Genomic DNA, 15,428 nt, shown 5'->3' with positions numbered 1-15,428 from the left:
TGATCGCGTCTGATAATGTAGAATGTTAGGAGGGGAAATAATGGTTTATCAATTGTACAAAGAGATTTTTTCGAGGAAATCATTGATATTAATACTTAGCTTAACGTTAATGCTGCTTTGTATACCTAATGTAAAGGCTGACGGACTGTCGAATCAATCAGTAAAGGTTGCTTCTGATATATCTGTCAGTCTATATGATGTGGAAAGTATGAAGAACGAAACAGGGCAGATTTTTGCTTTTACTTTGGAATTTAAGAATAATTCGTCCTCAAGCCTGCCTCTTATTGATTATTGGGCAAGAATTAAAGGGAAAAGTAATAAGTCTTATGTTACGAAGTTAATCGAAGCGGATAAGACAAAACAAATTGTACCTTCTAAAGGAACTACATATTTAACGTATTATACAAATGCTGAGGCATCAGCTAGTTTGAATGATTTTCAAATTAACATCATTAAATGGGACTTTAGCGTAAGTAGCTACGAAAGAGTGATAGGAACATTAAGTGCAAAAGATTATAAAATCACTCCATATAAAAGATCTAAGGAAATATTAATTGATAGTAACAAGCTTAATGTATTAATTAGTAATTATATTATGTACAGAGATCAGGAGTATGGTTACATCAATTTTGATATGGCCATTCGTAACTTATCTTCAAAATCCATTAATCTTGATAATCTAAAATTTCAGGCATCCGTTGGTGGAAAATCGTACACGATTACACCATCCTATGAAACGTTAACGCTTAAAGGTAACGAGCGTAAGAGTCTTACACTTGGCGTTTCCATTCCAGTTGAAGCACTTTCGAAGGAGCTAATTATTAATGGATACATAGATCCGAGCGAGGGCGAATTTGGAATACCTAAGTTTTCTATTCAATTGTTGAATTTAGTGGATACACCTGCTGTAGATATCAATACAGCTAAAATCGTTCGTATTAACGACACTTCGATTGCCTTCCAATCGGACAAAAGTACAGTTAAAACGAATAATAACAAGACCGAATTAGAAACTAAAATTACACTTGAAAACAAAAGTACTTTTCCAGTAGCTATTCCTGACGTTAAATACTACCTAAAAACGAAAGAAGGCTACTTGTACCCATTAAATCTAGCTAAAGAAGAGGAAGCTGGAAATCTACTGCCGAATATCAAGAAAGAGATTTCGTTAGTTGGATTGATTCCTGACAGCAAATCGCTATCCAATAGCCAAATTGTTGTGATGCAAGAAAAGGACAGCTATAGAAACTTTTTAGCTAATTTTAAATTAGCTCTAGGGGCGTCTACTGGACCTACAACTAATCCAACAGCTTCAACAACATATGAAGGATTAAAGATTGAACAGATATCTTCTCAGCGTACACCGAATGATTTAATGGATTTAGTAGTTGCTGAGTTCAAAGTGACGAATACGAGCAGTACAGCTAAATCAAAATTAGATCTTTCTGGACAGTTTGTTTTGGATGGTGTTGCATTACCAGCTACAATGACGAAGGTTTATAATGTAGATCCTATCCTTGCACTATCACCTAACCAGTCTTATCGTATGTTAGTCTATACGCAAATTCCGTATACACAAACAGTGAATAAGCTAGGTTTTAAGATGATAGATAACGAGAAGGAATCCGACGTTCATACATTCACAGTAGATAATTTGAGAAATGCTCAATTATTAGCAAGTAATCAAAAGTATGAAATTGATTCTGCTGGTAAACGTGCGGATGTTAAACTATTAAATTCATACATGTATGAAGGCGGCCAGACAAACCTATTCTATGCTGAATTGGAATATACCAACAAAGAGCGTAGAACCATTGTGCCAGGTGAATTAAAAGGTTATATTACTAATAAAGATGATGAAATCATAGATCTCAACTTTGCAAAATATGAACAACGCTTATTGCCAAGTGGTAAGCTTGTATTAAGTGCGTGGGCTGTAATTCCAAAGAACTTCGAGCAAGAGCAACTAGAGTTTTACTTTGGGGAATCTCTAGCATTAGCAGAAACTGAGATTGAAGCTGTACTGAATCCTGTATATACAAGACATGTCTTCACGGATAGACAGCCAACGAATAGCTTTGAGAAGCTTCCGTTTAGCCAGTATGATGTAAGCTTGAGATATATTACTGCAGTACCAGCGATTTCAGACGGATTCATTGCTGACTCTATCGAGCTGTCCTTTGAATATGATGTTGAGATCAGAGAAAATGCGTCTGCATATTCCGATGAGCACAGCATTCTAGTAGAATTTGTAGATCCTAATGTACCTGCTATTTCGTTCTCTAAGGAATTTACGATTAACAAGGACAAAACAGAAGCTACAGAAACAACGGATTCTAACTTGCTGCTAGGAAAGAACAAAGAGATGAAGTTTATGTACACGAATGATCTTCTACGTAATCGATTCATTAATCAATATACGTTAAATATTTACGACGTGTATAAGGGACATAAGCGATTAATTGCTACTAAACAATTAACCTTTAATGAAATTGTTAAATAAGTAGTTGTTGATTCAGCAGTATAAATGTCAAATTACTAGAGAGAGGAGATGAACGGACGTATGAAACAATTGTCGTTCAAAAAGCTAGGCGCTGCATCGATTCTAGCGATCGGCATCATTACGGGAGTCGTACTCGGTAATGCATTGACGGTTGGAACGAGCTCAGTGACACCAGGAACCGTTAATGATCCTGTCGTTACGAAAAGCTATGTCGATGAGCAGATCGCTAAGCTAGGCGGCAGTGGTGCTTCTGGAGGTGGTTCATCTTCGGCAAGTCAAGCACTAGAGGTTGTAACCGTTCCTGTTGGTAAAACGTTAATGGTGAATGCTGGTAGTGAAGCTGTCGTTCGCGGAGGAAAAGCTATCGCATACAGCTCAGATGCTAACGGTATATCGGATGTAACGGCTGGTGTTGATATTAAAAAAGGTTCACCTGTACCTGCCAATCATCTAATATGGTTCCCTCGTGAGGGTCGTGGTATTCAAGCTTCTTCAGATTCAAAAACATCATTAATTGTTTTAGTTAAAGGCACTTATACTTTAGAATAATTTTATATGATGATTGAAAGGCTGCTCTAGGTCGATGAACTGACCATATGAGCAGCCTTTTTTCTTTTGACCGGTCTAAAAATATTCGCGTATGTAACTCAATTGGATAAAGAGCAAAGATTAGCCAAGCTTGTCAAAACTTCATCAGCGTATAACCGTGGCTCACAGCCATACTATGTTTGTAATCATCTTCTATATGATAAAAGGAGGAATTGACGATGAGCAGACGAAATCAAGTCGTTGTTCCAGAGGCGAAGGCTGCGCTTGAAGCGATGAAGTATGAGCTAGCAGCGGAGCTGGGATTATATGCCGCACCGGCTCAAGATCTTAATTCAGAATTCGCTGATGAATTAGGGGCAGCAGCGACTCCTGTTAAAGGCTCGATTGACTGGGCAACTGTATCGACAAGAAATGTAGGATATATTGGTGGTTCCATTACGAAACGTCTCATACAGCAAGCAGAGCAAGTGTTAGGTCGAATCTAGGTTTTGCCGCAACGTAATCTAAGATTCTGCATAATAACTGGGAATTTGACTTGCATTGACACGAAGCTTGATTTTCTGTATTATTCTATCTTAGAAGTGTTGTAATCAACCTTTTCCTACGGGAAAAGGTTCATTTTTTGTGTATAAGGTTATTCTTATATATATAAGCTATGGGAGGTTGATACGGATGTCGGTAAAAGGACGCCACTTATTCACATCAGAATCAGTAACAGAAGGTCATCCCGATAAAATTTGTGACCAAATTTCTGATGCGGTTCTAGATGCATTTTTGGAAGCCGATCCTAATGCGCGTGTTGCATGTGAGGTTTCTGTTGCGACAGGCTTAGTGCTTGTTATTGGGGAGATTACGAGTAAGGCTGATTATATTGATATTTCAGCAATTGCTCGTCGTACAATTAAGGAGATCGGTTACACACGTGCAAAGTATGGCTTTGACTACAGCACCTGTGCAGTATTGACGTCACTGAATGAGCAGTCTGCTGACATTGCTCAAGGGGTTAATGCAGCGCTAGAGTCTCGTGATGGTAAAGATGTTAATCAAGAGAATGAGGACATTGGTGCTGGTGACCAAGGTTTAATGTTCGGCTTCGCAACGAATGAGACGCCTGAGCTTATGCCGCTTCCAATCGCGCTATCACACCGTATCGCCCGTCGTCTGTCTGAAGTACGTAAAAACGGTAAATTAGATTACTTACGTCCGGACGGTAAAACACAAGTTACGATTGAGTATGAAGATGGCAAGCCGGTTCGTGTAGACACGATCGTTGTTTCCACTCAGCATGCTGAAGAGATTACTCTTGCTCAAATTCAATCTGATATTATGGAGCATGTTATTAAGCCAGTTGTACCTCAAGAGTGGCTTGATGAGCAAACAAAATATTTCATTAACCCAACTGGCCGCTTTGTTATTGGTGGACCACAAGGTGATGCTGGTCTAACAGGCCGTAAAATTATTGTAGACACGTATGGCGGTTATGCACGTCATGGCGGTGGAGCATTCTCCGGTAAGGATCCAACGAAGGTTGACCGTTCCGCTGCATATGCTGCTCGCTACGTAGCTAAAAATATCGTTGCTGCTGGTCTAGCGGATAAATGTGAAATTCAATTGGCTTATGCGATCGGTGTTGCACAGCCTGTATCCATCAACGTAGATACGTATGGTACTGGTCATGTTGCTGACGAGAAGCTAGTTGAGATCATTCGTAAAAACTTTGATCTTCGTCCTGCAGGAATCATTAAAATGCTTGATCTTCGTCGTCCTATTTACTCTCAAACGGCGGCTTACGGACATTTTGGCCGTACAGATATCGATCTACCGTGGGAGCGCGTAGATAAAGCTGAAATTTTGAAGCAAGACGCAGGTCTTTAATCCCATAAGTTAGAAACTTTTAAGTCAGATTTTACGTCTAATGTGATTAGATGCAGAGTCTGGCTTATTTGTTTTGGAAAGGAGCATGCACATCGTTTTGTGACTTAAGACCCTTCATTTTGAAGACGAAAAAACCGACAAATATGGTACGAGTGTAATTTGAGGAGTGTGAATGATGCGGGGAAAACAAAAACTATCTTTGATCATTGCAATTATTATGTTATTACAAATAGCGCTTCCTGCGAGCTTGGTACAGAAGGAAGCAGCTGCGGCTACTTTGGGACCAGTCGTCGTCAGCTTAAGTCCAGCGGATAACGCAATGAATGTTGCAGTACGACCAATATTTAAGATCACATTTGATGAAAATATTGTAAAGCATGATCTTAACAAAAAAATAACGATTTATCGCTATGCAGATAATGCAGAAATTCAAGCATTTACTATGAACTCACCCTATGTTTCAGTTTCTAGCAATGTGCTGACAATAAATGCAAATCATATCCAGTTGGATCTAGACACAGAATATTATGTGTTGGTTGAGGGTGGTGCGGTTGCTAACTCATCGAACGGTGCAGTATTTGCTGGCATTAGTTCTCCATCTGAGTGGAATATGAAAACTAGCGCGATCGTGGATAATGTACATCCAACCCTTCAATCACAAAGCTCAGCGCTATGCCCCTTGTATGGCAGCTGTAATGTGAAGCTACCAATTACAGGGTCACTGTCCTTCACGTTTAGCGAACCCGTATATGCAGCGAGTGGTTTCATTACGCTAAGCAGTACAACAGACAATCGCTCAATTGCCGTATCATCACAAGAAATTGTGGGCAGCGGTACAAGAACGATTACGATTACACCGAATCAAGTACTTCAGCCATCAACACAGTATACGGTTAGCATTCCACACGGTGCGATTGTGGATGCAGCAGGCAACAATTATGCTGGAAACATCTGGCAGCTAAACACAGATAAAAGTCCAGTAGAGCTTCGATCCACTACTCCTACCAACAACGCGTCAGGTGTAGCGGTATCGGATAACTTAACGTTAAGCTTTGACAAAATCGTTAGTGCAAGCTCAAGCAAACGTGTCATGATACGTAAAGTAGCGAACAATGATATCGTATTTAACGAGCTCGCTAACAGCCCACGTATTAGCATCGCTGGTTCAAAGGTTACGATTGATCCACTGGTTGATCTAGAACCGAATACGAACTATTACATAACGGTTGAGCCAGGTGCTTTTTACGCTACAGGCAGAGTAAATGATATTTATTATGGGATGTCTAATGCAACTGATTGGCGATTCCAGACAGGCCACGCTACTGATACAGTACCGCCGGTAATTACAACGTATTCACCTGCCAGCGGTAGCAATAATGTAGGTGTGAATGAGAATATTATTCTTACCTTCTCCGAGCCGGTTTACGCTAAAAATGGTACGCTCGAAATTAGAGAGTACAATTCTAATGCTATCTATCGTTCCATCGATATAACATCCGCTCGAATTACTGGTGGTGGAAGCAATCAATTAACGATTGATCCACATAGTGCTAAGGGCGGCGAAGCTGCAAAATCGTTTGCTATTAATACGCGTTACTATGTAACGATTTCAAATCAGGCGTTAGTTGACGTTGCAGGAAATGCGTTCTCAGGTATTACGGGAAAGAACTATAGCTTTGTGGTCTCATCACAGCAAACAGGTACAGGACCACAGCTTACTGCCTTGTCACCGTCTAACTTAAGTACTACGGTAGCAACGACAAATGAGAAGTTTAAGCTGACATTTGATAAGCCTGTACAGGTGAATCAACATAGCAGCGGGGCAACGATCTATAGCGTTTCAAGTCGATCAACGGATGTGACAGCGGTTCTTACGGTCGATCCAAAGGACAGCAAGGTTGTCAATCTAACACCTGCAAGTGCGCTTGATCCTAACACAGATTATTATATTCATATTGAGCCAAACTCTATCGTCGATCAAAGCGGCAATTATTTTGTAGGTATTAAAAATCAGTATCAATGGAAATTCAAAACACTAGGTGGAGATACAACGCCACCTTCAATCATAAAAACAGAGGTAAGCGGTAATACGATTCGTATCGTCTATAATGAGCTACTGAAGGAAACATTGAATCCTTCACCTGCTAGCTATTATGTTACGGTTGCAGGTAATGCGCGCAATATTAACAGTGTAAAAGTGGAAGGAAACGTCGTATTCCTTACCTTGTCATCGAGTGTGACCAACAATCAGCAGGTACTCGTGTCCTACAGTAAGGGCAGAACTGGACAGATTCAGGATCTGACAGGCAACGAAGCACCGGATTTTGCTAATCGAGTAGCTACGAATGGATTCACAGAAGCGAATCCAGTTGTCACATCCAGCAGCTATAGTGGAAGCACAATTACGTTAACCTTCAGCGAAACGCTCGACACGCTTAACTCCTTAGCGTATACACAGTTTGTCGTTACGGCTAATGGGCGAGCTGTTACGATTCAGCGACTATCTCAATCGAATAATAGTCTTGTATTTACGATGAATCAATCGATCGCTTCGAACTCTACAGTTATCGTTAACTATGTTCAAGGGCTATATCCGATAAGCGGCTTATCTAACAATAAGGTTGCGTCATTCTCGCACACTGTAGGAACGACAAACAACAGCGGTGGCGGTGAAGTAGCGGGACCACCTACGCTACAAACGATATCAGTAGTCGCTGATAAGCTGTTCTTGAAATACAACAAAACGTTGAACTCTAGCACCAAGCCAGGTACTTACCAATATTCCGTGCTTGTCAACGGCCGTACGACTTCGGTTCGTTCTGTTGATCTGACGACGGATACCGTTGTGCTGACACTTTCTTCAACGCCAGCTGCAGCAGATACGGTATACGTTACTTACTACGGTACGGGATCAACACTGCATGATAATAGCAACAATGCTGCAGCTTCATTCTCTAGTGTGAAGGCAACGAACGGTACAACCGATGGAGGCAGTGACAAAACAACCGTATCCGTACAAGGGGCAGTGATTAAGGGAGATACCATAACGATTAATTTCTCTGGTGCATTGGATGCAGGCTCTGTGCCAAGCGAGACTAATTTCCTTGTTCGAATATCAGAAAATGTAAGAGTAATCTCTAATATAACGATCAATGGATCGCAGGTGACATTGAAGCTGAATAGCGCAGCGAAAGTCGGCGAAACAGTAAAGGTATCTTACTTTAATACGAATAGCTCGCTTCGCAGCTCTGCAGGCATAGCGGTCAATGGCTTTACCGACCTGAACGTTGCGAACCAAACAACCGTGCTTGATGCTCTGTCGAACGACTATGCGTCCCATGCGAACGGTATTATTATTAAAACATCAGCAAGTACAACAAGCAGTGACATCTCACCAGGCGGATATACTGTTAATCGATATACGATCGCAACAGAAAAGCTTACAACGGCGATCTCAACGTTATCGGATGCAAAGCTTACGGAGTCACAGCTAATCTTCGAGGTGCCGACATCAGAGCGCGCAGCGATTGTTGCGTATTCGATCTCTGCACTGGAGTATGCCGCAAGAAAAGGCGACTTTACATTAGTTGTGAAGCATGGTGACAAAACGTACTTGCTTCCAGTAAGCTCTATTGACGTCAACGCGGCTGCAAGAGCACTTGGAGGAAGCTCTGTTTCTAACTATTTGAAGGTTGTGCTTGAAGAAGGAGATACACCAGCGACATCCTCACTCGTTACGGCAATTAACCGCAGCGGTGCTACGCTGCTGGAAGGACCGTATTATTACGACGCACTTATCGTAAACGGTTCGCAATCTCAACCTGCGAAAATAACGGGTAATCTTACACGTACGGTGAACACGACGCGTTCCATTACGAACAATAACACGACAGCCGTGTTCTATGATGAGGTCGTTGGTCAGATCTCTTACGTACCAACAACGTTTAGTAAATCAGGCAACACGACAACGATAACGTTTAAGCGTCCAGGCAACAGTGCCTACGCCATTGTCTCCAACAACAAGCTATATAGCGATTCATCTAAGCATTGGGGTCTTAGCTCGATCTCATTGATGACACGTAAATTTATAGCGGAAGGTCACAGTGCAACGAACTTTAATCCAAAAACAAATATTACACGCGGTGAGTTCGCTACGTATATTGTTCGTGGATTAGGTCTAAGCGCCAACAAGGATGCAGCGAAAAAATTCAAGGATGTGAACAGCAATTCGGTCATGGGCGGCTATATCGGTGCTGCTGTTGAAGCTGGCCTTGTCTCAGGTGTATCAGCGACATCCTTTGAACCGAACAGCTACATCACTAGACAGGATATGGCACTTATGATGATTCGCATGGCCAATGCCGTTGGTCTTGATACGAAGCTGAATGCCACAGCTGATAGTGTACTTAGCGGCTTCAAGGACAAATCATCCGTGAGCTCCTATGCAAGAACTGGTCTTGCGCAAGCTATCGAAATTGGCATTATCTCTGGTACATCAACAACGGCTCTATCACCTAAGAGTAATGCTGAGCGTGTACAAGGAATCATTATGATCCAACGTGTGCTCGAGCGTGCAAATTATTTACAAAAGTAATCGTACACAGCATATAGAAAACAGCGGCTCTACCCGTAACGGTAGAGCCGCTGTTATTATATTTATTGGCAATTCTTGCTTAGATTAGATGGTTTTAAAGCTGTCGTATCATTCGAACATTAATAGATTCTAATCTATGAAATAAATTACCAGTCGCGGGCAACTTTCTATCTTCTCTTGTAGTCTAATATAATAAAGTAAAGAGATAGGAGAGAGACTAATAGATGCAACGCTACACGATAAAGAAGCTATTTACGAATAAAAAGACAATGATTCTACTTATTTCCGGTGCATTGATTGTTGCACCAATCCAGTCATTGCTGCCAGTTTCAGTGACTGGCCTTAGCGATCGTGCTTACGCTGCTACTGCTCAGCAGCCAAAGCTAACGGTGAATGGGGAAAGCATTATTTCTTCTGGCGTTATACGCAAAGATTACACATTTACAACGACGCGAGGGAGCAAGCAAATCTCTACTGGCGTTCATGTGCTGGAAGTAGACTTGTCTAATCCATACATCTCCCTGCAAGCGATTAACGGGAAGAACGGTGAAGTCGGTACAAGAACGAATATGATGACGATGGCTACGAACTCTGGCGCAATTGCAGCGATTAATGGCGATGTGTTTAATATGTTCAGAGAAGGTGCGCCGCTTGGCTCGCATATTGTATCCGGAGACATGCTTGTTAGCCCATCGTTGTTAAAAGGGATGTATGCATTTGGCATAACTGCGGATAAAAAACCTTCGATCGATTCTTATGTATTTGAAGGTGTTGTAACGGCATCGAGCGGAACAAGCTTTCCACTTTCAGGCATTAATCAATCCACCTACAGCTCGGACGTTACGGGTGAAGCTTATAGCCATTATAATCGTTTATTTATTTATACAAGTGCATGGGGCGGCAAGGAAAGACCAGCAAGCTCAGGTACGACACCAACAGAAGTGCTTGTCGTAGACAATGTCGTACAGGAGATCGTCCAAAACGGCACCATTACTTCTTCCATTCCTGAGAATGGGTACGTACTGCGCGGTCATAAGGATGCAGCAAACTTCCTGCTTGGCCTATCCGTTGGAGACACGATCAACGCAGAGTATAGCTTGATCTCACAGACAACGAAGAAAAAGATAGATCCTAGCAGCTTTGACATGATGGTAAGCGGACATACCCTGCTCGTTGAAAACGGCAAAGCTTCAAGCTTTTCACGTGATATTACAGGAGTGAGCGGAAGCTCCTACACCTCTCGTACAGCGATTGGTTATTCCGCAGACGGCAAGAAGGTGTATATGGTGACAGCCGAACGATCCGGCTCAAATACTGGTCTAAGCTTAAGAGAGCTGCAGACAGTTATGGTGAAGCTAGGTGCTCATAAGGCTGTTAATCTAGATGGAGGCGGCTCTACGACGATGGTAGAGCGCAAGCTGGGCTATACCTCGCTTTCGCTTGCTCATGCGACACAAGAGAGCTCCATGCGTGCGGTGGCTAATGGCATTGGTGTGTTCACATCTGCGCCACAGAGCTCATTGAAAGGACTCATTGTAACAGGCTCGCAAAAAATGCTTATTGGCCAAACCGCTACCTTTAATCTAAGAGGTTACGACACGCATTATAATCCGATCGAGATAGCTGGAACGCCTTCATGGTCTAGTGAAGGCGGCGCAGGAGCATTTGCAGGAGATGTATTTACAGCGAAATCAGCTGGTACAGCGACCGTAACAGCGAAGTCTGGGTCTGCTTCCGCATCGATGAAGGTTGAGGTTGTCGGCAGTGATCAATTGAAGTCACTCGTGTCCATGTCAGGGGTAGGTGTGCTATCAGCTGGAGCGACTGTTCCAGTCTCACTTAAGGCGACCTTGAACAATGGAGATCAATATACGCTTAGTGGAAATCATTTAACATGGGAATTTGTAGGCTTTGATGGTACATTTAAAGACGGTACGATTAAAGTGAATGCTGTAACCAATGGAGCTAAAAATGGCTATGCGATTGCTCGCTATGGAGATGTCGCTGCCATGATTCCATTTACGAATGAGATGTCCACCTCTACGGTAGAAAGCTTTAACAATGTCGGCTACAGCATTACGAGTGAAGTTACACCGGCAGACACAACGAAAGGAAGCGCGAAGCTTGTAGCGGGTGCTTCATCCGATAGTAAGGACAAAGCACTGCAGATCAGCTATGATTTCACTGCAGGCACAGGCACGAAGGCATCCTACGCGAAGCTAGGAACAGCAGGACGCACATTGATGGCCGGCTTAAACGGAATATCTTTGGATATCCTCGGCGATGGCAGCAACAACTGGCTGCGTGCTGAATTAATAGATGAAGACAATAAGATCCATTATGTAGATTTGGCGAAGTCCGTGAATTGGACAGGATGGAAAAATATAAAAGTTGATGTAGACAGCAGTCAGATGAAGGGTGCACTGAAGCTGAGACGCATCTATGTCGTTACGGTTGATTCGACAAAAGCCGGTGTTGCTCCGACAGGAAGCATTACGATCGATAATATCGTTCAATACGGACAGAATCCAAACTCAACCGCATCGAGCTCGAATGTTATAAAGTTGACACTGGATAGCAAGCAAGCTTTCGTAAACGGCAAGGCGGTACAGCTGGAGGTTGCTCCAACATTGAAGGATAAATATACGTATCTACCTGTACGTTTCATTACGGAGCAGCTCGGTGCTCAGGTCAGATATAAAAACTCTGCAAAGCGCGTTACTGTTCTAAGCGGAAGCAATATGTTCGAAATGAAGCTGAATGATAAGAAATACATTCTTAACGGCAAACGCTATGAGGCAGAGGTTGAACCATACGTGTCTCAAGGTAGAACGATGATCCCTGTTCGCTTATTCTCAGAAAAGCTAGGCTACAAGGTGACATATAACCATGCAGAGCGCAGCATAACGATACAGTAACAAAATATCGTTCTCATACTAGTTATGGTATAATTGTGAAAGCAATTTATGTAAAGGAGTCCTGGTTTAGGTGGATCCTCTCTCCCTCGATATTAATCGCATATTTACAAATGCGATACGTGTAATGGAAGACAGTAAATATCAAATATATGAGGTGTGTGAATCAGCTCGCAGCGAGCGGTCAGCCTTAGAAAAAGAACTCGAGCAAGTGCTGCAGCAAACCATTCAAGTGATCGAGCAAGTAGATAAGCTTGAGATGGAATACCGATATGCTAGGATTCGCCTTACGGAAGTAAGTCGCGATTTTACACGCTATGGGGAGCTGGATATTAAGCGAGCTTATGAGAAAGCGACCTTAATCCAGCTTCAGCTTGCGACTTCAAGAGAACAAGAAAAGCACTTAAAGCTGCGTAGAGATGATCTTCAATTACGTATACGAAATGTGGAGAAAAACATCGAGCGTGCTGAAAGTATTGCCTCGCAAATGAATGTTGTACTAGAGTATTTATCCGGTGATTTGGATAATGTAACGCGCATCTTGGAATCCGCCAAAAATCGTCAGCTGCTAGGTCTTAAAATTATTTTGGCACAGGAAGAGGAGCGTAAACGTATAGCAAGAGAGATTCATGATGGACCTGCGCAGACATTAGCTAATCTTGTGCTACGCACAGAGATTGCCGAGCGGATGGCTGCAAAGCAAGATTATGATCTTATTCAAATGGAATTAGGAGATCTTAAAGGGCAGGTACGATCTGGGTTAGAGGAAATCAGAAAAGTGATATTCAACCTAAGACCGATGGCACTGGATGATCTGGGTCTAATTCCAACACTGCGTAAGCTGGCGCAGGATTTTGAAGATAAGACAAAGATTCATACGCTGTTCGAGGTTACTGGGAAAGAAATTCGATTAAGCTCCTCTATGGAAGCAGCCATTTATCGATTACTACAGGAAGCGTTGTCCAACGTTCATAAGCATGCGGAGGCTTCTAGAGTCTCCATTGTATTAAGCTACATGAACGATAAGCTGCAAATATCTGTGAACGATAATGGAAAGGGCTTTAAGCGTAAGCCCGACAATGACGATCAGGCACATTACGGGATTATCGGAATGTACGAGCGCGTTGATCTGCTCGAGGGAACGATTGATATTCAATCGGAGCCTTATAAAGGAACTGGAATTAAAATCCAAATACCATTGAAAAGTAGCTAGGAAAGGGGAAAAGTGTTGATGAGTATGCAAGAAGGAAACGGAGTAAGTGCAGAACCAATTAAAATCTTACTCGCTGATGATCATCAGCTGTTTCGTGAAGGGTTGAAGCGTATTTTGAATATGGAGAGTGATCTTGAAGTCATTGGCGAGTGCGGTGATGGCATTCAAGTGCTAGAGTTCTGTAATCATACGCTACCTGATATTGTGCTGATGGATATTAACATGCCAATCGAGACAGGCGTAGTAACGACTGAACGATTGCGCGATTTATTTCCTGCAGTAAAGGTTATTATTCTATCGATACATGATGATGAGAGCTATGTGTTTGAGTCGCTGCGCAAGGGGGCTACAGGCTATCTGCTAAAGGATATGGGTGCAGAATCGCTCATTAATGCGATCCGTGCAGTATCGCAAGGATATTCTTATATTCATCCTAAGGTAACAGGCAAGCTAATTAACCAGCTACGTCGCATGACGTATCTAGATGAGATTGGTGTGGCTACGAATCAAACCATTGATATTGGTGCCACATACATTCCGCTAGAAGAAAGTCCATTAACTCGCCGTGAGGCCGAGGTATTGCGTCTAATGGCAGAAGGAAAAAGCAACAAAATGATTGGCGAGCATTTGTTTATTAGTGAGAAAACCGTTAAGAACCATGTCAGCAGCATACTGCAGAAGATGGAAGTGGATGATCGGACGCAGGCTGTTATTAACTCCATCAAATTTGGCTGGGTAACACTTTAGAGGAAGTTCAAAAAGCTCAGCTTTGATCACGAAGTATTAATGGAAGTGGATCCGACGTCGAATTTTGAATTCAGCCGAGCTTTCCGATGCTCACGTACCAATAACGTACGCTGCGCTTCTCTAGCTCTAGCTTTATTCAAACTTCTCGGTGCTGAAAACTGAACTTTTTGAACACATATTTAACTCGGAAGTTCAAAAAGCTCAGCTTTGATCACGAAGTAGCACTGAAAGTTGGACTTTTTGAACACATATTGAATAAACGAAACTGAATAATATCGTAGATTTTACTGCGCACATAAAAGATGGTTATGTTAACTGTATTGACTGAATAAAATACGACATAGCCATTTTTGGTCTTTAAATGCAGGTTCAAAAAGTTCGGCTTTTTGAACATCCTTTTCAGAAAGGGCTTTCTTAGGTGACCGCATAGTTTGGTAGTGCATACAATATGCAAAGAGGAGGTTACGACGATGATAAGTCTTCTACTTTTTGTTATTGGATGCTATGTGCTTGCAGCGGCTGCTGTTCATTTGTATTATCGGATGTGTCGGCATCATCAGGTAGAAAAGCATTATGTCTTGTTAGCGGAAGAGCCAAAGGATGAGATGGAGTGGATTATACGCTCGATGCAATCATTTTCTAGATGGATGGGAATTCAAGTTCATGTTACGATCGTTCCTTCCTATCCAAGCTATGAGCTCAGCTATATGGCTGAACGCTGGAGCAGTGTATGTTTCCCAATCCATATTGAGCAGCAAGCTGAAGCTGAAGCACCGCCACATGCAATTGTTGTAGATCTTGCGAAGGAGCAGGACTTGTGCAAGCTACCATTTTGATTTATACTCATAGCATTATAAAGTCGTGAAGCACACGAATCGTCTATAACGGTTCGTGTGCTTTTTGCGGTGTGCCCAGCATGGGCGCTATCTCTAGGGTTCAAGTCCCGAATGGTGAAGGCAGTAGTAGCCATAGCTTAAGGCAAGGGTGTCCATCGCGAGGTGGAATCTGAAGGAAGCCAGCGGCAAATCTCCG

At 42.4% G+C, this 15,428-nt stretch carries 9 protein-coding genes; all 9 read left to right on the top strand.

Going from position 1 to position 15,428, the window contains the following annotated elements:
- The first annotated feature begins 40 nt into the window (after positions 1-40).
- The 9 genes from M3180_RS17990 (at position 41) to M3180_RS17950 (ending at position 15,232) form a co-directional block, all read left to right on the top strand.
- Positions 41-2,503, top strand: coding sequence for a hypothetical protein (locus M3180_RS17990; RefSeq protein ID WP_251670051.1), 2,463 nt, complete (start codon positions 41-43; stop codon positions 2,501-2,503).
- Positions 2,504-2,563: 60 nt separating this feature from the next.
- Positions 2,564-3,052, top strand: coding sequence for a hypothetical protein (locus tag M3180_RS17985; RefSeq protein WP_251670049.1), 489 nt, complete (start codon positions 2,564-2,566; stop codon positions 3,050-3,052).
- A gap of 218 nt (positions 3,053-3,270) precedes the next feature.
- Positions 3,271-3,537, top strand: a complete 267-nt coding sequence (locus M3180_RS17980) for an alpha/beta-type small acid-soluble spore protein (protein WP_251670047.1) — start codon at positions 3,271-3,273, stop codon at positions 3,535-3,537.
- A gap of 187 nt (positions 3,538-3,724) precedes the next feature.
- Complete coding sequence (metK, locus tag M3180_RS17975; RefSeq protein WP_251670045.1) at positions 3,725-4,927, top strand: methionine adenosyltransferase; 1,203 nt, start codon at positions 3,725-3,727, stop codon at positions 4,925-4,927.
- 172 nt (positions 4,928-5,099) lie between these two features.
- Entirely contained in the window at positions 5,100-9,521 is a 4,422-nt protein-coding gene (locus M3180_RS17970; RefSeq protein ID WP_251670043.1) for an Ig-like domain-containing protein, read from the top strand.
- 224 nt (positions 9,522-9,745) lie between these two features.
- A complete protein-coding gene (locus tag M3180_RS17965) occupies positions 9,746-12,439 on the top strand; it encodes a stalk domain-containing protein (RefSeq protein WP_251670041.1) in 2,694 nt (897 codons plus the stop codon).
- 70 nt (positions 12,440-12,509) lie between these two features.
- Positions 12,510-13,649: a sensor histidine kinase gene (locus M3180_RS17960; RefSeq protein ID WP_340834591.1), complete on the top strand. Its 1,140-nt coding sequence runs from the start codon at positions 12,510-12,512 to the stop codon at positions 13,647-13,649.
- A 24-nt stretch (positions 13,650-13,673) separates the two neighbouring features.
- Positions 13,674-14,396, top strand: a complete 723-nt coding sequence (locus M3180_RS17955; RefSeq protein ID WP_251670192.1) for a response regulator — start codon at positions 13,674-13,676, stop codon at positions 14,394-14,396.
- 470 nt (positions 14,397-14,866) lie between these two features.
- Complete coding sequence (locus M3180_RS17950) at positions 14,867-15,232, top strand: hypothetical protein (RefSeq protein ID WP_251670039.1); 366 nt, start codon at positions 14,867-14,869, stop codon at positions 15,230-15,232.
- Positions 15,233-15,428: the final 196 nt, after the last annotated feature.

The organism is Paenibacillus camelliae, from assembly GCF_023715345.1.
GTDB lineage: Bacteria > Bacillota > Bacilli > Paenibacillales > Paenibacillaceae > Pristimantibacillus > Pristimantibacillus camelliae.
This window is presented reverse-complemented; position numbering and strand designations above follow the sequence as displayed.